This is a genomic window from Sphingomonas sp. (assembly GCF_004799495.1).
Classification (GTDB): Bacteria; Pseudomonadota; Alphaproteobacteria; order Sphingomonadales; family Sphingomonadaceae; genus Sphingomonas.
In genome coordinates this window covers 133,001-154,420 of record NZ_SSMY01000011.1, presented here as the reverse complement: position 1 = coordinate 154,420, position 21,420 = coordinate 133,001, and the positions used below count along the sequence as shown (strand labels likewise).

Annotated in this window: 20 protein-coding genes; 6 read left to right on the top strand and 14 right to left on the bottom strand. The window is 66.1% G+C overall.

The features are described from left to right. Positions 1-5: 5 nt before the first annotated feature. The 4 genes from E7773_RS12075 to rimO all read right to left on the bottom strand — a co-directional run bounded on the left by E7773_RS12075 (position 6) and on the right by rimO (position 5,329). The gene (locus E7773_RS12075; protein WP_293991558.1) at positions 6-1,388 is read right to left on the bottom strand and encodes a leucyl aminopeptidase family protein; all 1,383 of its coding nucleotides are present in this window, start codon (positions 1,386-1,388) and stop codon (positions 6-8) included. Further along, entirely contained in the window at positions 1,385-2,788 is a 1,404-nt protein-coding gene (locus tag E7773_RS12070; protein WP_293991556.1) for a serine hydrolase domain-containing protein, read from the bottom strand. The genes E7773_RS12075 and E7773_RS12070 overlap by 4 nt, the downstream gene beginning before the upstream one ends. Before the next feature lie 33 nt (positions 2,789-2,821). Continuing rightward, entirely contained in the window at positions 2,822-3,799 is a 978-nt protein-coding gene (locus E7773_RS12065) for a hypothetical protein (RefSeq protein ID WP_293991553.1), read from the bottom strand. A gap of 201 nt (positions 3,800-4,000) precedes the next feature. After that, positions 4,001-5,329, bottom strand: coding sequence for a 30S ribosomal protein S12 methylthiotransferase RimO (rimO, locus tag E7773_RS12060; RefSeq protein ID WP_293991552.1), 1,329 nt, complete (start codon positions 5,327-5,329; stop codon positions 4,001-4,003). A 51-nt stretch (positions 5,330-5,380) separates the two neighbouring features. On the opposite strand from rimO, the gene E7773_RS12055 reads away from it, so the two are divergent. From E7773_RS12055 to E7773_RS12040, 4 genes are all read left to right on the top strand, one after another. Further along, positions 5,381-5,941, top strand: a complete 561-nt coding sequence (locus E7773_RS12055) for a DOMON-like domain-containing protein (protein WP_293991551.1) — start codon at positions 5,381-5,383, stop codon at positions 5,939-5,941. Continuing rightward, positions 5,938-7,134 carry a DUF1343 domain-containing protein gene (locus tag E7773_RS12050; RefSeq protein ID WP_293991550.1) on the top strand — a complete coding sequence of 399 codons (1,197 nt, stop codon included), beginning with the start codon at positions 5,938-5,940 and terminating at the stop codon, positions 7,132-7,134. Before E7773_RS12055 ends, E7773_RS12050 begins: the two co-directional genes overlap by 4 nt. A 4-nt stretch (positions 7,135-7,138) precedes the next feature. Continuing rightward, positions 7,139-8,005 carry a hypothetical protein gene (locus E7773_RS12045; RefSeq protein ID WP_293991549.1) on the top strand — a complete coding sequence of 289 codons (867 nt, stop codon included), beginning with the start codon at positions 7,139-7,141 and terminating at the stop codon, positions 8,003-8,005. Between the two features lie 124 nt (positions 8,006-8,129). Beyond that, a complete protein-coding gene (locus tag E7773_RS12040; protein WP_293991547.1) occupies positions 8,130-8,273 on the top strand; it encodes a hypothetical protein in 144 nt (47 codons plus the stop codon). A gap of 3 nt (positions 8,274-8,276) precedes the next feature. Here the strand turns inward: E7773_RS12040 and E7773_RS12035 are convergent, their stop codons facing one another. The 6 genes from E7773_RS12035 to E7773_RS12010 all read right to left on the bottom strand — a co-directional run bounded on the left by E7773_RS12035 (position 8,277) and on the right by E7773_RS12010 (position 13,141). Continuing rightward, positions 8,277-9,455: a VWA domain-containing protein gene (locus E7773_RS12035; RefSeq protein WP_293991546.1), complete on the bottom strand. Its 1,179-nt coding sequence runs from the start codon at positions 9,453-9,455 to the stop codon at positions 8,277-8,279. A gap of 26 nt (positions 9,456-9,481) precedes the next feature. Beyond that, on the bottom strand, positions 9,482-9,985 hold the full coding sequence (locus E7773_RS12030) for a CHAP domain-containing protein (RefSeq protein WP_293992298.1): 504 nt from the start codon (positions 9,983-9,985) through the stop codon (positions 9,482-9,484). 120 nt (positions 9,986-10,105) lie between these two features. Continuing rightward, positions 10,106-10,978: a DUF817 domain-containing protein gene (locus E7773_RS12025; RefSeq protein ID WP_293991543.1), complete on the bottom strand. Its 873-nt coding sequence runs from the start codon at positions 10,976-10,978 to the stop codon at positions 10,106-10,108. 45 nt (positions 10,979-11,023) lie between these two features. Next, entirely contained in the window at positions 11,024-11,437 is a 414-nt protein-coding gene (locus E7773_RS12020; protein ID WP_293991541.1) for a GFA family protein, read from the bottom strand. Further along, a complete protein-coding gene (locus E7773_RS12015; RefSeq protein ID WP_293992296.1) occupies positions 11,434-12,291 on the bottom strand; it encodes a MoxR family ATPase in 858 nt (285 codons plus the stop codon). The genes E7773_RS12020 and E7773_RS12015 overlap by 4 nt, the downstream gene beginning before the upstream one ends. 79 nt (positions 12,292-12,370) lie before the next feature. Beyond that, complete coding sequence (locus tag E7773_RS12010) at positions 12,371-13,141, bottom strand: LytTR family DNA-binding domain-containing protein (RefSeq protein ID WP_293991539.1); 771 nt, start codon at positions 13,139-13,141, stop codon at positions 12,371-12,373. A gap of 68 nt (positions 13,142-13,209) precedes the next feature. On the opposite strand from E7773_RS12010, the gene E7773_RS12005 reads away from it, so the two are divergent. Further along, complete coding sequence (locus E7773_RS12005; protein ID WP_293991536.1) at positions 13,210-13,863, top strand: DUF2306 domain-containing protein; 654 nt, start codon at positions 13,210-13,212, stop codon at positions 13,861-13,863. On the opposite strand, the gene E7773_RS12000 is transcribed toward E7773_RS12005, so the two are convergent. Both E7773_RS12000 and E7773_RS11995 read right to left on the bottom strand, forming a co-directional pair. Continuing rightward, a complete protein-coding gene (locus E7773_RS12000; RefSeq protein ID WP_293991534.1) occupies positions 13,860-14,525 on the bottom strand; it encodes a hypothetical protein in 666 nt (221 codons plus the stop codon). The genes E7773_RS12005 and E7773_RS12000 overlap by 4 nt on opposite strands. A 114-nt stretch (positions 14,526-14,639) precedes the next feature. Then, positions 14,640-15,518: a PAS domain-containing protein gene (locus tag E7773_RS11995; RefSeq protein ID WP_293991532.1), complete on the bottom strand. Its 879-nt coding sequence runs from the start codon at positions 15,516-15,518 to the stop codon at positions 14,640-14,642. A gap of 117 nt (positions 15,519-15,635) precedes the next feature. Between E7773_RS11995 and E7773_RS11990 the strand changes: the two genes are divergently transcribed. After that, complete coding sequence (locus E7773_RS11990) at positions 15,636-17,330, top strand: M20/M25/M40 family metallo-hydrolase (RefSeq protein ID WP_293991530.1); 1,695 nt, start codon at positions 15,636-15,638, stop codon at positions 17,328-17,330. A 59-nt stretch (positions 17,331-17,389) separates the two neighbouring features. Here E7773_RS11990 and rpoD read toward each other — a convergent pair whose 3' ends face one another. Continuing rightward, entirely contained in the window at positions 17,390-19,426 is a 2,037-nt protein-coding gene (rpoD, locus tag E7773_RS11985; RefSeq protein ID WP_293991527.1) for an RNA polymerase sigma factor RpoD, read from the bottom strand. Further along, positions 19,426-21,297: a DNA primase gene (dnaG, locus tag E7773_RS11980; RefSeq protein WP_293991525.1), complete on the bottom strand. Its 1,872-nt coding sequence runs from the start codon at positions 21,295-21,297 to the stop codon at positions 19,426-19,428. Before dnaG ends, rpoD begins: the two co-directional genes overlap by 1 nt. Between the last annotated feature and the right edge of the window lie 123 nt (positions 21,298-21,420).

Sequence of the window (21,420 nt, the reverse complement as noted above, 5' to 3'; positions counted from 1 at the left end):
GCGGGCTACCCGTACCGCCCCTTCAGCATCGCCCAGCACGCGCGCAAGCCATATGACTCTCCCCCCTTGGGCCGCGCGTTCTTCGCGGTCGGGCGCCAGGCGAAGGTGTCGAGGTGTGCCCATGGCACGCCTTCGGGGGCGAAGCGGCGGAGGAACAGCGCGGCGGTGACCGCGCCGGCATAGCCGTTGTCGGGGGCGTTGATCAGGTCGGCGATGTCGGACTTGAGATACTCGTCATAGCCGTCCCAGAGCGGCAGCCGCCACAGGGGATCGTGGACTGCGGTGCCCGCCGCGAGCAGGTCGGTCGCGAGCGTTTCGTCGTTGACGAAGGTCGCGGGCAGATCGGGCCCGAGCGCGACGCGTGCGGCGCCGGTCAGTGTGGCGAAATCGATCACAAGCTCGGGCTTGTCCTCACCGGCCTTGGTCAGCGCGTCGCCGAGCACGAGGCGGCCCTCGGCGTCGGTGTTGGTGTTCTCGACCGTCAGGCCCTTGCGCGTGTTGAGCACGTCGCCGGGGCGGAAGGCGTCCGCCGAAATCGCATTCTCGACCGCGGGGATAAGCAGGTGCAGCCGCAACGGTAGTCGTGCGGCGATCACCAGTTGCGCGAGCGCCAGCGCGTGCGCCGCGCCGCCCATGTCCTTCTTCATCAGCCGCATGCCGCTCGCCGGCTTGATGTCGAGCCCGCCCGAATCGAAGCACACGCCCTTGCCGATCACCGCGATGCGCGGGTGCTTGGGGTTGCCCCATTCGAGCTCGATCAGGCGCGGCGCGCGGTGCTTGGCGGCGGCGCGGCCGACCGCGTCGATCATCGGATAACCCTTGGTCAGCGCATCGCCGCGCGTGACCGTGACGGTCGCGTGGTGCTTCTTGGCGAGCTTCTCCGCCTCCGCCTCGAGCTCGGCCGGGCCCATGTCGGACGATCCGGTGTTGACCAGATCGCGGACCAACGCGGTCGCCTCTGCCAGCCGTACCGTCTCGTCGATCCCGGCAGGGTCGTTCGACAGCAGGACGCGCGGGCCGCTGTCCTTGTCCGCCTTCGTGTACCGATCGAACCGATATTGCGCGAGCAGCCAGCCGAGTCCCGCCGCGCCGACCTCGCCTTCCTTCAACCGATACGTGCCTTCGGACAGGAATCCCGGCTGCGACGCGATTCGCCACGGCGACGACACGTCCTCGTCGCAGACCAGCAGCGCCGACCATTCCTCACCGTCGCGGGGCAGGATCGCCTTGTTGCCCGCCTTGCCTGTCACCTTGTTGGCGGCGAGCAGCGCGCGCGTGCGCTTGGGTTGGCCCTTGAGCCATTCCTCGTACGCGTCGGGATGAACGACCTCGATCGTGCGCGCGGGCTGGCCGCGGTCGGGCTGGAGCAGGGCGGCGAAGTCGGTCATTGGCCGGTCGGCGTGACCAGGAACTGCTCGATCTTACCGCTCGCCGGATCGAAGAAGGTGCTGAGCCGCAGCGTGCGGTCGGGGTATTTGATCGTATAGCCGCGGATCACGAACCCGCCACGCAATGCGGGCTTACCCGATGCGGTAAAGCTCTGCGGATCGCCGAGCGGACCGAGGCTGGCGCGGTAGTCGGCGATCGCGGTCGGGGTGAAATAATAATTTGCGTCCTCGGTCAGCATCGTGCGGTCGAGCGTCCCGTCGCGTAATTGGTCGAACACCTGGCGGGCCTTCGCCGCCGCCGCCTCGTCTTCAGCTGAAGCCGCGCTCTTCGGTGCAGGAACGAACGTCGCGGAAAGCTGATTGGCGATTGCGCTTGCCGCGCCCGCCGACCAGGAATTGGTCAGCACGACGAACGCCGCCTTGTCGTTGGGGTAGACGACATTCTCGGAAATGAACCCGACCGCTTCGCCGCTATGCTCGATCCGCAGCCGCCCGTCGCGCACCGCGGCGAACACGCCGAGGCCGTACCCGGTGTCCTTGCCGTCGGTCAGCTTGACCGGCGTTTCCTGCTCTTGCCAATCGTCGGCCGGGAGCAGCGAGCGGTCGATCCGCGCGATATCCCATTTGGCGAGGTCGGCGGCGCTCATCGACAATTCGCCCGCCGCGTACAGCCAGCCCGCGGCCGAGGGCGTTTCCGGCCGGACAGGGCCCAGCGCGAACCGGCCATAGCCTTGCGGGAAGGCCGGCCCGATCGCCTTGTCCTGGTCGATCGCCTTGATCCCGAGCGGCTTGAAGATCTTGTCCTGGAGGTAGGCGAGCAGCGGCTTGCCCGCTGCCTTCTCCGCGATCAGCCCGGCGACGACGTAGCCGGTGTTGGAGTATTGCCACTGCGCGCCGGGCTCGAAATCGAGCGGCTTCTTGGCCCAGCGGTCGACGATGCCCTGCGGCGTGGTCGGCTTGGCCATCGCGGCGAAGCTGTAATCCTGCGGCCAGTAGTCCTGCAGGCCGGAGGTGTGACTGAGCAACTGGCGCAGCTTGATCCTGTCGCCACCGGTGATCCCGGGGAGCCATTTCGCCACCGTGTCGTCGAGGCTCAGCTTGCCTTCGTCCTCGAGCAGCAACAGCGCGGCGGCGGTGAATTGCTTGGAGATCGACGCGATCTGGTACGGGCGGTTGGCGTCGGCATCCTTCAGCGTCTCGGATTGCTTGCCGTACGCCTTGGCATAGACGATCCGCCCGCCGCGGACGATCGCGATCGAGGCCGAGGGCACGCCCGTTTTAGCCAGCGTGTCGGTGACGATGCTGTCCACCTTGACGGTTTCGGCGGGAGTCAGGTCCTGCGCCAGCGCGGGCGCGGCGAGCAGGACGAGCGGAAGGGCGAGCAGGTGGAGTTTTTTCATGGCCGCGCACCATAGCCACGCGCGGCTCTTGCGCTAGCGCCTTTTCTTGCGCTTGCCCGGGCGGAGCGGTTCGGGCGGCGGTGGGCGGAGGCCGAGCCCCTCGATCGGCGCGCAGCGGTCCATCACGGTGCCGATCATTGCGAGCAATCGCCCGCGCGCGTCGCTCAGGCCGTCGGGCGTAACGCCGCGGTCCTGCGTCTCCAGATTGACGTAGGACAGCCCGCGAAACAGCGCGAAGTTGGACAGCGACCCGTCGCTGGTCGCGACGCGTTCGAACATGATGTTCATGTCGGCATCGACCAGGGGCCGCGCGCAAAAGCCGTCGGCGGGCACGCCGGTCGCGGGATAGGAGACGATCGCGACGCTGTCGGTATCGTCGAACGGCCAGCGCCCACTCGCCGACCGGCGCGGCGTATAGAGGTCGTTGCACAGTAGCACCGAAATCTCGCCTTTGCCGGTGTAGCCCTGCGGCGGCGGGCCGCAGGTCGATTCGGACGCGTCGTAGCCGGGCTCGTTGGTGTGGAGCGCGACGATCAGCCCCGATGTCTGGCGTAAGCCCGCGAGGATCGTGCGGGCATAATCGGGTGTATCGTCGCGGAAATTGCGGTTGGGGTCGATCGGCCTGCCGTACGCGACGTCGCCGTTCATCCGGCTGTCTGGACCGGTGAGCGAGCGTGCCTCCTCGATCGCGATTACCTGGCCGCCATAGGCGCGCACCGCGTACACTGCCGCCTGGAACGCGGCATTCTCGTTGTCGTGCGGGACGAACCACAGCGGGCCGACGGGCTTGCGCGCATTGTCGATCTTGTAGAGCCGCCAGAAGGCGCGGTCGTCGCGGAACTCGATCCGCGTGACGATCAGGCCGTCCCACAAGGCCGGGTCGGCAAGGCGGATGAAATCGTCGGTGCCCATTGTCAGCGGATCGACCTGGGTCACGATGCGCTGCGCGACCTGCGCGCCCGCCGCAGTCGCGATCGTCAAGCCGAACAGGATTGCCAGCAACCTCACCATCGCGAGCAGCGTAATTCAGCGGCGGAGTATGACCAAATCCGCCGAGTCCGGGAATGGGACAAACCAACCTCTCCCATCCGGGAGAGGGGCGAGCCGCGAAGCGGCGAAGGGGTGAGGGCAGGGTCGAAAACGTTTCGACTTAACCCTCACCCTTCCGCCGCGCTGAGCGCGCTCCCTCCCTCTCCCGGAGGGAGAGGGACTTCAGGCCGGCACACCGTACAAATCGTGGTCGTCGGCATCCTCGATCAGCACCGGCGCGATGTCGCCGACCGTGAGGCGCCCCGCATCGCGCAGGAACACTTCGCCGTCGATCTCCGGCGCGTCGGCATAGGACCGCCCCGTCGCGCCGCCATCCGCATCGACCGCATCGACGATCACGTCGAACGTGCGCCCGACCTTGGCAGCGAGCTTGGCCGCGCTGATCGCGGCGGTCTTTTCCATGATCCGGGCGTAGCGCTCTTCCTTGACCTCTTCGGGCACATGGTCGGGCAGCGCGTTGGCCGCGGCACCCTCGACCGGCTCGAAGCGGAACGCGCCGACGCGGTCGAGCTGCGCCTCGTCGAGCCAGTCGAGCAAATACTGGAAATCCTCCTCGGTCTCGCCGGGGAAGCCGACCACGAAGGTCGATCGGATCGCGACGTCGGGGACGACCTCGCGCCAGTTGCGGATACGTTCGAGCACCTTCGCTTCGTTCGCGGGGCGGCGCATCAGCTTGAGCACGTTGCGGCTGGCATGCTGGAACGGAATGTCGAGATACGGGAGGATCAGCCCTTCGGCCATCAGCGGGATGACGTGGTCCACGTGCGGATAGGGATAGACGTAGTGCAGCCGCACCCACGGCGCGATCTTGCCCAGCTCGCGCGCCAGGTCGGTCATGTGGGCGCGGACTTCATGGCCGTGCCACATCCGCGGGAAATGCTTGATGTCGACGCCGTAGGCCGAGGTGTCCTGGCTGATGACCAGCAACTCCTTGGTCCCCGCCTCGACCAGCTTCTCCGCCTCGCGCAGGATCGCGTCCGGACGGCGCGACACCAGGTCGCCGCGCAGGCTCGGGATGATGCAGAAGGCGCAGCGGTGGTTGCAGCCCTCCGAAATCTTGAGATAGCTGTAATGGCGCGGGGTGAGCTTCAGCCCGCTTTCGGGCACGAGGTTGAGGAACGCGTTGGGCGGCATCGGCGCCGCGTCATGGACCGCGCCGACGACTTGCTCATACTCATGCGCGCCGGTGATTGCGAGCACGTCGGGAAAGCGCGTGCGAATAACCTCGGCCTCTTTGCCCATGCAGCCGGTGACGATGACGCGGCCATTCTCCGCAATCGCCTCGCCGATCGCCTCCAGGCTCTCCTCCTTGGCGGAGTCGAGGAAGCCGCAGGTATTGACCAGCACGACGTCGGCGCCGGCATAATCGGGCGACATCTGATAGCCGTCGGAACGCAGCTTGGTGAGGATGCGCTCGCTGTCGACCAGGTTCTTGGGACAGCCGAGCGACACCATGCCGACGCGCGGCGGGGAGGGGAGTTTTGTTGCCATGGGAAGGCGCGGCACATAGCGATTGTCGCGCAATTTTCATAGGGTGTGCGAATGACCGAATATCGTCTCGTCCCGCATCCCGATTTCCCCACGCCCTACGTCAAGGGCGTGAGCGTGATCGCGAACCGTCCTGCCAGGAATGAGCTTGGATTTCGGTTCTTTATTGAAGGGGACATTCGCGAGCTAGAAATTCCCGCACCGGAACATCCGTCAGATCAGTTCCGCCGAGACGCATTGTGGCGGTCGACTTGCTTCGAGGCGTTTGTCCGCCCGAGTGGCGATTCTACATATTTTGAGACCAATCTCAGTCCGGCCGGCCATTGGGCGGCATATCAATTCGACGGTTACCGCGCGGCTATGCGGGATGCCGCAGCATCACATCGGTGGTTTCGGTCCGATTCTCGCCGTCCGAACCATTACAATATTAGCGGCGACTTCTTGTTCGATGACTTGAAATCGGATCGTGAACGATGGCGGGTGAATCTCACAGCCATCATCGAAGAAACCGACGGCACAAAATCCTATTGGGCGCTCGCGCACGCGCCCGGCCCGCCCGATTTCCACAACCCGGATTGCTTTATCGCGACGCTCCCGGCACCGGGGCGGACATGAACTTCGGTATCGATCGCCTGCTCGCCGACCCCGAACTGCGCAAGCCGCTCGAGGGCAAGCGCGTGGCGTTGCTCGCGCACCCCGCCTCGGTGACCGCCGACCTGACGCATTCGCTCGACGCGCTGGTGGCGAGCGGCCTCAACGTCTCGGCGATGTTCGGGCCGCAGCATGGCGTGCGCGGCGACCTCCAGGACAATATGATGGAGTCGCCCGATTACACCGACCCGACCTACAATATCCCGGTGTTCAGTCTCTATGGCGAGGTGCGGCGGCCGTCGGGGCAGTCGATGGGGACGTTCGACACGATCCTGATCGACCTGCAGGACGTCGGGTGCCGGATCTATACCTTTGTGACCACACTGCTCTACGTGCTCGAAGCCGCGGCGGAGAAGGGCAAGGCGGTGTGGGTGCTCGACCGCCCCAACCCGGCGGGACGGCCGGTTGAAGGCCTGACGCTGCTCCCCGGCTGGGAGAGCTTCGTCGGCGCGGGACCGATGCCGATGCGGCACGGCATGACGCTGGGTGAGCTTGGGCATTGGTTCGTCGATCACTTCAAGCTCGACGTCGAGTATCGCGTGATCGCGATGGACAGCTGGGTACCCGACGCTGCGCCCGGTTTCGGCTGGCCGCCCGAACGCGTGTGGATCAACCCGAGCCCCAACGCCGCCAACGTCAACATGGCGCGCGCCTATGCCGGCACGGTGATGCTCGAGGGCACCAACCTGAGCGAAGGACGGGGCACGACGCGCCCGCTCGAGCTATTCGGCGCGCCCGATATCGACGCGAAGGCGGTGATCGCCGAGATGCGCCGGATCGCGCCGCGCTGGCTCGACGGGTGCACCTTGCGCGACATCTGGTTCCAGCCGACCTTTCACAAGCACGCCGGCCAGCTCTGCTCGGGTGTCTTCATCCACGCCGAGGGCTCGGCCTACGACCATGCAGCGTTCAAGCCGTGGCGGCTCCAGGCGTTGGGGTTCAAGGCGATCCGGTTGCTCTATCCCGATTACGATCTATGGCGCGATTTCCCGTACGAATATGAGTTCGACAAGCTGGCTGTCGACGTCATCAACGCCGGGCCGGGCTTGCGCGCCTGGGTCGACGACGCGGGCGCGGAACCGGGCGATCTCGATGCGGCGACTGCGCCCGACGAAATCGCCTGGGCAGACGTTCGCCGGCCGCATTTGCTATATTGAGTCAATGATCGTCATGCGTTTTTTGCTTTCCGCCCTGTTGGCGATCGTCCCCGGCACGGCGTTCGCGCAGACCGCGGCGGATCAAAACGACATCGTCATCCGGGATCGCGCGCTGCCCGACCGCAAGGCGGCCGAGGCGTACGTCGCGAACATCTCGCTACGCAGCGACGGCCAGCTCGCGCGGTTTCATCAGCCTGTCTGCCCGAGCGTCGTGGGCCTCCCGGCGGAGCATGCTGCGATCGTCGAGCGGCGCATTCTGGCCGATGCAACGGCGGCGAAGGCGCCGGTGACCAAGAAGCTGCCATGCACGCCCAATCTGATCGTCATCATTGCGACCAGCGGGCGTGATCTGGTCAGCGACATGAAAACGAGCCGTCCCGGCTGGCTGACCGGCCTGAGCATTGCGGATATCGATGCGCTGACGGCAGAGGGACCGGCGCGGGCATGGAGCATCACCTCGTTACGCAACGAGGACGGCGAGGGCATCGGCCAACCGCGCGGCAGTTCGCAGCGCGATCCGCTGGGCGACGCGCCGGCGTTTCGCGTGCGCTCGGCCTCGATCGTGCGCCAACCCAACCGGCAGGACGTCGAGGCGTCGTTCGTCGTCATCGACCGAGCGGCGACGGTCGGGCTCTCGTTGCGCCAGGTCGCGGACTACGCCGCGATGCGTGGCCTCGCCCACACCCGGCCGCCCGCATCCGGTGGGCCGGTCGACACGATCTTGTCGGTGCTCGACGGCGCCGCGACTCGCCCGCGCGAGCTGACCGCGAGCGACTCGGCGTATCTCCGCGCGCTTTATGCGCGGGACGGACTCGATAGCGCGGTGGCCGAGCGCAACGCAATCGCGCGGCGCATCGCCAAGGGCAAATAGCGAAATTCGCGGTAATCCAACGCTTTGCCGCGAGTCGCTGTCGCTTAGTCCCAAAGCGGATGTATTCGCCGCCGAAATTGATACGAATCAGTCTTCGGGAATCGCGGGGCGGGGACACAGCCCAATGGAATCGGACATTCGTTTTTACGCTCGCCGTCTGGCGCAGGAGCAGGTCGCGGCGCGCAACGCGCTGACCGTCGAGGCGCGCGCGCGCCGGCTGGCGCTGGCCGCCAAGTTCGAGGCGAAGCTGGCATCGCTCAGCGCCTGAGGTTCACCGCTTCCGCGTCAACTCGCGCATCGCGTCGTCCAGCCCCGCCAGCGTCAACGGATACATGCGGTCGTTCATCAATTCGCGCATGATCTTGATCGACTGCGAATAGCCCCATTGCTCTTCCTTGATCGGGTTGAGCCAGGTCGCCGCGGGGTAGGTCGTGGTCAGCCGGTGCATCCACACCGCGCCCGATTCCTCGTTGAAATGCTCGACCGACCCGCCGGGGTGGGTGATCTCATACGGGCTCATCGATGCGTCGCCGACGATCACCAGCTTGTAATCGTGGCCGTATTTGTGGAGCACGTCCCACATCGGCGTGCGCTCGGCGAAGCGGCGGCGGTTGTCCTTCCACACGCCCTCGTACGGGCAATTGTGGAAGTAGAAGAATTCCATGTTCTTGAACTCGGACGTCGCGGCGGAGAACAATTCCTCGCACAGCTTGACCCAGGGATCCATCGACCCGCCGACGTCGAGAAAGAGGAGCAGCTTGACCGCATTGTGCCGCTCGGGCCGCATATGGATGTCGAGCCAGCCCTGCCGCGCGGTGCCCTCGATCGTCGCGTCCATGTCGAGCTCATCGGCCGATCCCTCGCGCGCGAAGCGGCGCAGGCGGCGCAGCGCGATCTTGATGTTGCGCGTGCCGAGTTCGCGCGTGTTGTCGAGGTTCTTGAACTCGCGCTGGTCCCAGACCTTCAGCGCCTTGCCGTGCTTCGACTCGCCGCCGATCCGCACGCCTTCGGGATTGTAGCCGCCATTGCCGTAGGGCGAGGTGCCGCCGGTGCCGATCCACTTGTTGCCGCCCTGGTGGCGTTTTTCCTGTTCCTCGAGGCGCTTCTTGAGCGTCTCCATGATCTCGTCCCACGAGCCGAGCGACTGGATCGCCTCCATCTCTTCGGGGGTCAGATATTTCTCGGCGATCGCCTTCAGCCAGTCGGCAGGAATCTCGGCCTGCGCGGTGCCGTAGGTCGTGGCGATGCCCTTGAAGACCTTGGCGAAGACCTGGTCGAAGCGGTCGAGCAGCCCCTCGTCCTTCACGTACACCGCGCGGGAGAGGTAGTAGAAATCCTCCGGCGTCCGTCCGATCACGTCCTTGTCGAGCGCCTCGAGCAGGAGGAGGTGCTCTTTCAGGCTAGCCGGAATGCCCGCGGCACGGAGCTCGTCGAGGAAGTTGAAGAACATCGCGCCAGCGTAGCGCGCGTTCGGACTCAGCGATAGGCGTCGATCAGCGCGCCGACATAATCCGGGTTCTTGCCGGTCAGTTCGGGTACGGCCTTGGTCTGGCGGCCGGGATAGATGAAGCCGTTGACGCGGTAGATCGTGCTGCCCAGCCCGTCATTGTCGCGGTACCACACGCGGACTTCGCTCCAATCGTTGTCGCGGCTGACGTCGTACACCGTCACGTCCTGCTCGGCGTGGCCGCGCTCGCCGTTCTGGCGCGACCAATTGGCGTGGGTCAGCATCAGCACGCGATTATCGACGACGCGGCTGACCACCGCGACATGGCCGAGCGGCAAACGGGCTTGCTTGGCGAAGGCGATAACGGCGCCGGGGCGGGGGGTATAGCCGCGCTGGTAGCGGCCCTCGGCTTGATCCCACCATGTCCACGCATCGCCGTAGATCTGGATGCCCGAGGCGGCGCGCGCGAACGGCACGCATTGGCCGACATAATCAAGCAAGGAGGAAGCTTGGGCGGTTCCGGCGAGACCCATCAGGCCAAGGGCGGCGGCGCACAGCCGAAACTTGATCGTCATCCCGCAAACCCCTTACGCACCGCTCACGCGGTCGAAGGGGTAGGGCAGCATGGTTGACGGCTTGGTTCGCGAATATCCCTAACGCGCCGGTAACCCAGTTTTTTCGGAACTTTCGCGGTGGATCAATGACACCATCACGAACGAGATGATCATCAGCAGATACCACGCGCCAAGCTTGGTCGGGCTGACCATTTCCCAGCCGTGGCGCTGGTTGGGATAGGACCAGGCATGCGCGAACGTGCCGATATTCTCCGCGAACCAGATGAACGCCGCAACCAGGAACCAGCCGAGCAGTAGCGGCATCCATCGCTCGCGCCGGAACGGCGTGAAGTACACGCGTGTGCGCCAGAACAGGAGCGCGGTCGCCGCGAACAGGCCGAGCCGGATGTCGGGCAGCCAATGGTGCGCGAAGAAATTGACGTAGATCGCGACCGCCAGCGCGATCGTCGTCCAGCGCGGCGGATATGGATCGAACCGGAAGCGGAAGATCCGCCACACGCGCGCGATATAGCTGCCCACCGCGGCGTACATGAACCCCGAATAGAGCGGCACCATGCCGATGTGCAGGTATCCGCCATCGGCATAGTTCCACGATCCGGCCTGCGTCTTGAACTGTTCCATGATCGTGCCAGTGACGTGGAAGGCGAGGATGACCTTCGCCTCTTCCCAGCTCTCCAACCGGAACGCGAGCATCCCGGCCTGGATCAGCACTGCCATGATCGTCAGGAAATCGTTGCGCGCGAGGCCCGCATCGGCGGGGTAGAAATAATGCGTGCCGAGCAGCAGCGCGAGCATCAGCGCCCCGAACAGGCAGGCCCAGCCCTGCTTGAACCCGAACAGCAGGAATTCATACAGCCACAGCCGCCACCCAGCGCGGGGCGTCCGCGCTTCGAGCGCCGCGCGGACACGGGCGAAGCGGGTCGCGCCATAATGCTGGGGGACGTCGCTCATCTGCCCGCCATGGCTGTGCGTATCGGTATCAAAAGGGGCTGGACATCATTTGATCGACGGCGGCTGACCGGCGGATTGCGGCAGGTCGGTATCGATGCTCGCCCAATCGGGCGCCGAGGCGACCCAGATCGTCTCGGTCGGTCGTACGGCGTTGGGGTCGTCGAGCGCGCCGACGCGGATTGCCAGAAACGGCGCGTCGGGGCCGTTACCGGTAAACAGCGGCGTTCCGCATACCGGGCAAAAGCCGCGCGACATCGGATTGCCGCTGTCGGCGACGCCGTCGAACCACGTCACTTGCCCGTCTATCGTCAGGTCTTCCCGGCGATAGGCGGCGTTGGTCGTGCCATTGCCCGATCCCCAATATTGGCAGTCGCGACACCAACACGTGCGCACGCGAACCGGGTCCCCGGCGATCGCGATACGGACCTGGCCGCAGCGGCAGCCGGCGCCGGCCGTCACCGCGGCGCGCCGCCCTGTTGCCGCTTCGCCATGAACGCGAGGCGTTCGAACAGCATCACGTCCTGCTCGTTCTTGAGCAATGCGCCGTGCAAGGGAGGGATCGCCTTGGTCGGGTCGCGGTTCTGCAGCACGTCGAGCGGCATATCCTCGTGGAGCAGCAGCTTGAGCCAGTCGAGCAATTCGCTGGTCGACGGCTTCTTCTTGAGACCGGGCACCTCGCGGACATCGTAGAAAATGTCCATCGCCTTTGAGACCAGGATCTTCTGGATGCCGGGGAAGTGGACGTCGACGATCGCCTGCATCGTATCGCGGTCGGGGAATTTGATATAGTGGAAGAAGCAGCGGCGCAGGAACGCGTCGGGCAATTCCTTCTCGTTGTTCGAGGTGATGACGACGATCGGCCGCTCGGCGGCGCGGACCGTCTCCTTGGTCTCGTAGACATGGAATTCCATGCGATCGAGCTCCTGGAGCAGGTCGTTGGGGAATTCGATATCGGCCTTGTCGATCTCATCGATCAGCAGGACAGGGACCTGGGGGCTGGTGAACGCCTCCCATAGCTTCCCCTTGCGGATGTAGTTGGAAATGTCGTGGACGCGCTCATCGCCGAGCTGGCCGTCGCGCAGCCGGGCGACCGCGTCATATTCGTACAGTCCCTGTTGCGCCTTGGTCGTAGACTTGACGTTCCACTCGATCAGCGGGGCGGACACCGCTTTCGCTATTTCGTGGGCGAGGACGGTCTTGCCGGTGCCGGGCTCGCCCTTGACGAGGAGCGGCCGGCGCAAGGTCACCGCCGCATTGACCGCGACTTTGAGATCGTCGGTCGCGACATAGCTTTCGGTGCCGGCAAAGCGAATCATGATGCGCCTAACTTTTCGAATGTCGGGTTTGGTTAGGCAGCAGGCCGAGCGCGCGCAAGTCCGTCCTCCGCCGCGGTCACCGCCAACCGGCGCGCCGCAGGTCCGCTGCACAGCTGCGACTCACCGGCGCCACGATCCCGCCGGCCAGCCGCGCTTCACCGCTGCCGCGTTTCCATCGGACCGCCTCGATCGCTTCGGCAGCCGCCCACCACGATCGATGCAGCCGATAGCCATAGGCGTCGGCCAGTTCGTCGAGCGCCTCTGAAAATCGCATCGCGAGCAGTTCAGAGCCGGCGTCGGTATGGACCCGGACATAATGATCCTCCGCTTCGACGGCGACCAGTCTGGCACCGCGCCGCCGCGCCGACAGGCGCAGACGAAAGGTTCGCTCGGCTTCCGGAAGCGGCGGCGCGATTATCGTGCGCGTTTCGACTGTGCGCCGCCACGCTAGCGCCCGCAACGTCATCACCAGCAGCGAAACGACGAACACCTGCCATCCGAGCTGCGGCATCAGCCACGCCCGCCGCGGCAGCCCCAGCATCACCGCGTTGAGCGTGTAGATGAACGGCGTCACCGGGATCGTCATCGCCAATGAGACCGCGACGATCCGGGGCCAGAAGCGCGCGATCCGCGCGCCCAGCGTCTCGTCGATCAGAATGCCGACAGTCCCCGCGCCGATCACCGCGATCAGCCAGTACACCGTCCGCACCGGTGCCGGGGTGTCGAGCGTGCGATAGGGGCCGAGGACCGCCATCAATGCGCCGAGGCCGACGAGCAGCAGCAGATCGATCGCGAGCCGCCGCCACGCCCGCGGCCGCACCACTCGCGAACCAGTCGCACCGTTCACGCAAAACCACCTTTTCGACGGCCGATCATCCGGGAAGACCCCTCCCGCATTGCTAACAGGAGCCGAGGATGACCGAAAAACTTGCCGTATTCTACGCCATAGCCTGGCGCAGCCTCATTGCCTTGTTCACCGTTGAGATCGCGACGGTTTCGGTGCTGCGCTACCTCACCGAGCACATGCCGCCGCCGCCGCCGATCGTCGAGAACGCCTTCGCGCACCCGTTTCTCATCCTCCATGTCGTGGGCGGAGTCACCGCATTACTGCTCGGGCCGCTCCAGTTCGTGCGGTTCGTGCGGACCCGCTGGCCGGGGTTCCATCGCGTGACCGGCCGCCTTTACGTGATCGCCTGCGCGATCGGCGCCCCTGCCGGCTTCATGCTGGCGCTGGGCACCACGGCGGGGCCGGTAGCCGTAGTCGGATTCGCGATCCCGGCGCTGCTTTGGCCAGTGTTCACCGGGCTCGGATGGCGAGCCGCCGTCGAACGGCGATTCGGCGATCATCGCGAATGGATGCTGCGGTCTTATGCGATCACCGCAACGGCGATCACGTTGCGCCTGATGCTCCCGGCCTCGGCGCTGCTCGGCTATCCGTTCTACCCCGCGTATCGCGTCATCGCGTGGCTCGGCTGGATCACCAACCTGGCGTTCGTCGAGTTCTACATCCGCCGCGCACGGCACGCGTCAGGCGAGCGTGCCGCGACAACTTTCGTCGCCGTAACTTAGTGCCGGTCGCGTGCCGACTTGCGCGCGTCGGCGAGATCCCACAACGCGCGGTGTTGCGCGAGCAGCTGCTGCGCGCCGAAGCTCATCGCGCGCTCGATCGCGGGGTCGGCGGCGATCGTCGCGGCGAGCGTCGCGGTGTCGGCGTCGATCGGCAGCGTCGAGGGGAGCGGGGCGAATCCGGCGCGGTCGGCGGCCGCCTCGAGCACATGCCGGATCGCACGCCAGTCGAGCACCAGTGCGATCGCCGCGCCCACCGCGCAGCCGGTCCGGTCGGACTGGGCGAGCATGTCGAGCGCGTGGAGCTGGTGGGTGACCGCGGCTTCGGATTCGGCCTGGCCGGGGGTCGAGGGAATCGGGCCGGCGGCGGCGGTCAGCCGGGCGAGCAGCGCGCGTTCGTCGGCAAAGGCATACGCCGCCTCGTCGAGCCACGATTCGGCGATCGCGTTGGGACCGTGCGCCAGCGCATGATCGATCACGCCGGGTTGGCGCCCGTGAAGCGCGCAGAGCAGGTGGATCGCATCGGCCAGGTCGCGCGTCGCCGCGCCACGAGCACTCATCGCCTGGACGAACGGGTGGTGTGCACTACCATCGGCTTCGGCCAGCGCCGCAAGCACGCTCCAGCTGCCGCTTTGGCGATCGAACGGGACGGATTCGACTGACATGTTTCCCCAATGGCCCAGTAATTTCGAACGCTGTGGAGCCAAGGGATATACCGAAGCACGTAAAGACGCGGTTTATGCGCGTTTAAGCATGTCGCAACGGGTTGGGATGCAAATTCAGTCGGTCGCCAGAATCAGCGCGACGACACCATCGATCCCATTTCTGTGACGGCGAGGTGCGAGGGCGACGGTGACGGGGCGCGGGTTGGCGCTGTCGATCAGCAGCAGGGCGGGACCCGATCGCGGCTCGCCGTCGGCGGCGACCGCGGCGATCATGTCGGCGATCGCGCCGCGCGTCGCAACGGTGAACAGCGATACGAGACGGAGGCTCGACAGCATGGCGGCGCCGATCCCGGTCAATGCGGCGAGCGCAGTATGCGGGCCGTCGAGAAAGCCGTAGCGGTCGATCCGCGCCACGGCGGCGCCGCGCGACAGTGCGAAGGTCTCGTCGAGCGAGGCGCGGTCGTCGTTGGTCGCGCCGCCCGTCTCGCGTGCAAACAGTGCAGCGCCGTCGGGATATGGTTCGATCGCGAGCGATAGGCGGGCGCCAGGCTCGCCCGCCAACGGCAGGTCGATCGCTTCGGGTACGGCCAGATCTATCACCCGCTGGATCGCTGCCGTGAGCGCCGCGGCCCCGTCGGGCGCGACGAGCATGGTTGCGGGTGCGCCGTGCAGATCGCCGCCGCCAAAGCGGGCGCGGACCGATCGGCTGGTGCCGACGATATCGAGCGCGCGGTCGACGATCACGATCATGTCGGGCGATCCGTCGAGCAAGGCGGTGAGGCGCCGCCCGTCGTCCTGTGGCCGGCACAGCATGTCCATCAGCTCGACCGACGCGAGAATCAGCCGCGGTCGCCCGCGATGCAGGATATAGATCGGCGCGCGTAGCGCTCGCTCGCGCCACGTGCCGAAATTGCGCACCAGAGCGGAAGCGGTGACGACGTCGCGCCGCTCGGGGTCGTCGCACTCCGACGCCGGGATGGCGGGCATGTCCATGCACGCTTATTCGACAGCGGACGGGAATCGGGCAAGCCCTTGCGACCGAAGCGGAGGCGTTTGTTGCTCCGCGCCGGTGCAACCCCTAGCGTAGGAAAAAATTCGGGGAGGGGTGCGATGCGGAACTGGTGGGCTTTGCTGGTGGCGATGGTCGGCGCCATCGTGCTGGCGATCGTCGCGACCACGCCGCCGGGACCGGCGGGCAGCGGCGCGGCGGCGACCGCTTTCTCCGCGACGCGCGCGATGGCCGACATCCGGGAGATCGGCCGCGCGCCGCACCCGACCGGGAGCCAAGAGGACGCGGCGCTACGCGCGTATCTGGTCACGCGGCTGCAGGGCATGGGGCTGGAGGTCGCGACAGCGGCCGGCGCGATGGATGCGGCGGGTGCCGAGCGGCTCGCAAACTGGAGCAAATCAAACGCGACGCCGCCGCTGACCAATATCGTCGCGGTGCTGCCGGGGCGCGACCGCGCTGCGCCCGCGGTGCTGCTGATGGCGCATCACGACAGCGTATGGGGCTCGCCGGCCGCCGCCGACGACGGGGCGGGAGTCGCGTCGATCCTGGAGACGGTGCGTGCGATCAAGGCGAGTGGGCAGCAGCCGCAGCGAGATTTGATGGTGCTGCTCACCGACGGCGAGGAATTGGGGCTGGAGGGCGCGAAGGCGTTCTTCGCGGGCGATCCGCGGCGCGGCCACGTCGGCGTGATCGTCAACCTCGAAACGCGCGGCGGCGGCGGTCGCGCGTCGATGTTCGAAACGGGCAGCGACAATGGCGCTATGATGGACCTGTTCGGACGGAGCGTCAGCCGCCCGGTCGGCACCTCGCTCAGCGTGTTCATCTACAAGAAGCTGCCGAATTCGACCGATTACACCATCGCCAAGAATCTCGGCGTGCCGGGGTTCAACTTCGCGTTCATCGGGCGACCCGAACTCTATCATTCACCGCTCGCGACGCCCGACCGGCTCGACCAGGGCGCGTTGCAGGACATGGGGCGGCAAGTGCTCGACCTGACACGCGGGCTGCTCGCGGCACCTGCTTTACCCGGGAAAGCGCCGGACCGTGTGTTCTTCGACGCGTTCGGGCTGTTCTTCGTGAGCTATGCGCCCGCGTTGGGCTGGCTGATCCTGCTGCTCGGCGCGGGCGGCTACGCGGTCGCGGCTTGGCGGCGTGGAACGGTCGGTGAGGTGGCCAACGGCGCGGGTGTGTTGCTCGGTCTGATCGTCGCGTCGGGATTGGCGCTGTATCTCGTCAACCTCGTGTCGGGGGCTGGAGGCCACACCAATTACTACGACCGGCTCGCGGCGATCCCGCGGCTCCAGGTGCAAGCGCTGTTGGTGTGCCTCGCGGTGCTTGTCACATTGCGCCGCTGGTTGCCGTCGAACGTCGGAACGATTGCCGGAGCGGCGGTGCCGCTCCTGGCGCTGGGAACGTTCGCGCAGGCGGCGGCGCCGACCGCGGCCTATCCGTTCGCGGTGCCGCTGATGCTCGGCGGGCTGGCGCTCGCGCTCGATCGCGTGGCGGGGCGCCGGGCCGGGCTGATCGCAACGATGATCGCCGCGATCCTGGGGGTCGGCTATATGCTCGGCTTCGGTTTCTTCCTGTTGCAGGCGGTGGGGCCGGGCATGCCGATCATCGCCGCGGTGCCGCTCGCGATCAGCACGGTCCTGCTGCTCCCGCTAATGCCTGCGGTCGAGCGCCGCCGCGCGACAATGGCGAGTGCCCTGCTACTCGCCTGCGCGGTCGGCATCGCGTTGTGGGTCCTGCTCGACCCGCTCGCGCCGAGCGTCGCGGTGTATAGCAGCGATCATTGATCCCATCGAAAAGGCCGCGCCGGTTTCCCGGCGCGGCCCATTCATTCGGTCGTCGAAACTTACTGGTCGAGGAACGACCGCATCTTGCGGCTGCGGCTCGGATGCTTGAGCTTCCTCAGCGCCTTCGCCTCGATCTGCCGGATGCGTTCGCGCGTGACCGAAAACTGCTGCCCGACTTCCTCCAGCGTGTGATCGGTGTTCATGCCGATCCCGAAGCGCATGCGCAGCACGCGTTCCTCGCGCGGGGTCAGCGACGCGAGCACGCGGGTCACGGTTTCCTTGAGGTTCGCCTGGATCGCGGCATCGACCGGGATCACCGCATTCTTGTCCTCGATGAAGTCGCCGAGGTGCGAATCCTCCTCGTCGCCGATCGGCGTTTCGAGGCTGATCGGCTCCTTGGCGATCTTCATCACCTTGCGGACCTTCTCGAGCGGCATCGACAGGCGCTCGGCCATTTCCTCGGGCGTGGGCTCGCGGCCCTGCTCGTGGAGGAACTGGCGGGAGGTCCGGACCAGCTTGTTGATCGTCTCGATCATGTGGACTGGGATGCGGATCGTGCGCGCCTGGTCGGCGATCGAGCGCGTGATCGCCTGGCGGATCCACCACGTGGCGTAGGTCGAGAATTTGTAGCCGCGGCGATACTCGAACTTGTCGACCGCCTTCATCAGACCGATGTTCCCCTCCTGAATCAGGTCGAGGAATTGCAGCCCGCGGTTGGTGTATTTCTTAGCGATCGAGATGACGAGGCGCAGGTTCGCTTCGACCATCTCCTTCTTGGCGATCCGCGCCTCGCGCTCGCCCTTCTGCACCATGTTGACGATGCGGCGGAACTCGCCGAGCGCCATGCCGGTCTGCTGGCTGATCTCGGCGATTTCGGTGCGCACGCGGTCGACCGCGGCGACCTCGCTGCCCGCGAACGCCGCCCATTTCTTGTCGACGCCCTCGACCGTCGACAGCCAGCTTTCGTCGAGCTCATGCCCGACATAGCGCGCCAGGAAGTCGGTCCGGCTCACCTTGTGCCGCTCGGCGAGGCGCAGCATCTGGCCGCCGAGCGCGGTCAGGCGGCGGTTGAAGCTGTAGAGCTGGTCGACGAGGTATTCGATCTTCGCCTGGTGGAACTGGACGCTCTCGACCTCGGCGGTGAGTTCCTCGCGCAATTTCTGGTACTTGCGCTCGTCCGCCGCCGACAGCTCGCCGCCCGCGCTCATCTGATCCAGGCGGTTGGCCTGCATCTTGGAGAATTTCTTGTAGATCGAGGTGATGTTGGCGAACCGCTCAAGCGCCATCGGCTTGAGTTGCTCCTCCATCTGCGCGAGGCTGAGCGTGTTGTCCTCCTCCTCGTCGTCCGAGATGCGCGGCGCACGACGCTCGGTCATGTCGTCCTCGTCCTCGTCGGCCGGGGCCTCTTCCTTGACGTCTTCCTCTTCCTTGAAGCTCGCGCCGGCGGTCGACTCGGTGATCTCCCCCGAATCGTCTTCCTCGGCATTCTCGACCTGCTCGGCCGACGGACCCTTGGAGAGCATCGCGTCGAGGTCGAGGATCTCGCGCAACTGCATCGTGCCTTCGTTGAGCGCGGTCGACCAGTCGATGATCGCGTTGAAGGTGATCGGCGATTCGCACAGGCCCAGGATCATCGTGTCGCGGCCGGCCTCGATCCGCTTGGCGATCGCGATCTCACCCTCGCGGCTGAGTAATTCCACCGCGCCCATTTCGCGCAAATACATGCGAACGGGATCGTCGGTGCGATCGACCGTTTCCTTCTTCTTCGTCTCGAGCGCGGGGGCGTTGTCGTCGGGCGAATCGACCGGATCGATATCGTCCTCTTCCTCCTTCGCCGCTTCGTCGCCGTCCTCGCCGGCTTCGTCGTTCTCGACGACGTTGACGCCCATGTCGTTCAGCGCCGACATGACGTCCTCGATCTGCTCGGACGACATCTGGTCCTGCGGCAGCATCTCGTTGAGTTGATCGACCGTGATGTAGCCACGCTTCTTGGCGCGAGCGACGAGCTTCTTGATCGTCGCATCGTTCAGGTCGATCAGCGGCGCATCGCTCACCTCGATGGTGTCGTCGCCTTCGCCGCCGTTATTCTTCGCCATCAATTGCCCTCAATCTCGAATTCGTCTGCGTCGTTATTAGCCTGGATCAGATTTGCAAGCCGCTCTTCCAAAGCGCGTTGCTCCCTGAGCAGTTCCATTTGCCGCTCGAACGCCGCGTCGGACGTCGTTGCTTCCAGCTCGGCCGTCGCGGTCGCCAGCGCCGCATCGACTTCGGGCCGCGCCACCATGATCGCGATCGCTTCGTCCAGATCGGCGCTGGCGCGTTTCGGATCGGCCCCGTCCTGCGTGAACGAGTACGGCATGGCGTCGGCGCGAAGCAGGTCGGTGGTGATCTGACCAAGTCCGGAAGTGCCCAATATGGTGACGAGGCGCGCGCTATCAAGCGCCCGGTCCTCCAGCGCGAGATCGACGACCGCCTCAAACAACCGCCCGAGCGCACCGTCGACCATTTTGAGGCCACCGAGCACCTCCATATGCCGCGCGATTTCGGCGGGGTGGCGGATGAGGCCCGCAAGGACGGCCTTGGCGAGCACGCGGTCGATCCCGGCAGCGCGGACGGCCTTGGCCTGTGCGGTCGCGGGCGGAATGGGGGGTGTCCATTTGCCGCCGGACTTGCGTGGCTGGAACGCGCGCGGCTGATATTCGCGCCGCGGGGTGGCGAACAAATCGTCCACGCGGCGGCGGAATTCGGCGAGATATTCTTGCCGCACGTTCCCGTCGGCGATCGTGTTGGCGTGGTCGGCGAGACGGCGCTTGAGCCCCGCGCGCTGTTCGGGCGTGTCGAGCAGCTCCGCGGCGTATTCATGCGCCCATAGGCGATCGACGAGGGGCTCGGGTTTCTGCAGCAGCGCCTCGAACGCCGCCGGCCCGCGCGTGCGGACGAGGTCGTCAGGGTCCTGGCCCTCGGGCAGCGTGACGAACGACAGGCTGCGGCCGGGTGCGAGGCTGGGGAGCGCACGCAACGCCGCGCGGATCGCCGCTTTCTGCCCCGCCGCGTCGCCGTCGAAACACAGCACCGGTACATCGACCAGCCGCCACAGCCGTTCCAGCTGCGCTTCGGTCAACGCGGTGCCGAGCGGCGCGACCGCCTCGCCGAACCCGGCCTGCGCCAGCGCGATAACATCCATATACCCCTCGACCACGATCACCCGGCCCGCCTTGCGGCTCGCGGGCGCGGCTTTGTCGAGATTGTAGAGCGTACGCCCTTTGTCGAAGAGCGGGGTGTCGGGGGAGTTGAGATATTTGGGCTCGCCGTCGCCGATCACTCGGCCCCCAAAGGCAATGACGCGTCCGCGCGGGTCGCGGATCGGGATCATCAGCCGCCCGCGGAACCGGTCGTACGGCTCCTTCTCGTCGACCTTGATCAGCATGCCGCTCTCGATCAGCAGCGGGTCGCCATAGCTTTTCAGCGCCTCCCGCAGCCGCCCGCGCGTGTCGGGCGCATAGCCCAGCCCGAACGCCTGCGCGGTCTTCGCGGTGACCCCGCGCTTCTCCAGCACCGCGCGCGCCTCCGCCCCCGCGATGCCGCTCAACTGATCGGTGAAGAACGCTGCGGCATCGGCCATCGCCTCGTGATGCCCCTTGGCCCGTTCGGCCTTTTCGGCGGCGCGCGGGTCGGGCGCGGGCATCTCCATCCCGGCGGCCTGCGCGAGTTCCTTGACAGCATCGATGAACGGCAGCCCGCGCTGCTCGGTCATCCAGCGGATCGCATCGCCATGCGCCGAGCAGCCGAAGCAATGATAAAACGCCTTGTCGTCGTTGACGTAGAAGCTCGGCGTCTTCTCATTGTGAAATGGGCAGCAGCCTTTGAACTCGCGGCCAGCTTTCTGGAGTTTTACCGATTTTCCGATCAGTCCAGAAAGCAACGTCCGCGATCTCAACTCATCGAGAAAAGCGGGCGTGAGGCTCATCGCTTGCGCCCCAGACGACCAAGCGTTCGCGCGCAGCAGCATGAGTACATTTCAGAAAAGTCAAGTGGGCGCGCCATACCCGAACCCTTAGCAGGAGTGCTATCGATTCGGATAGGACTAAGT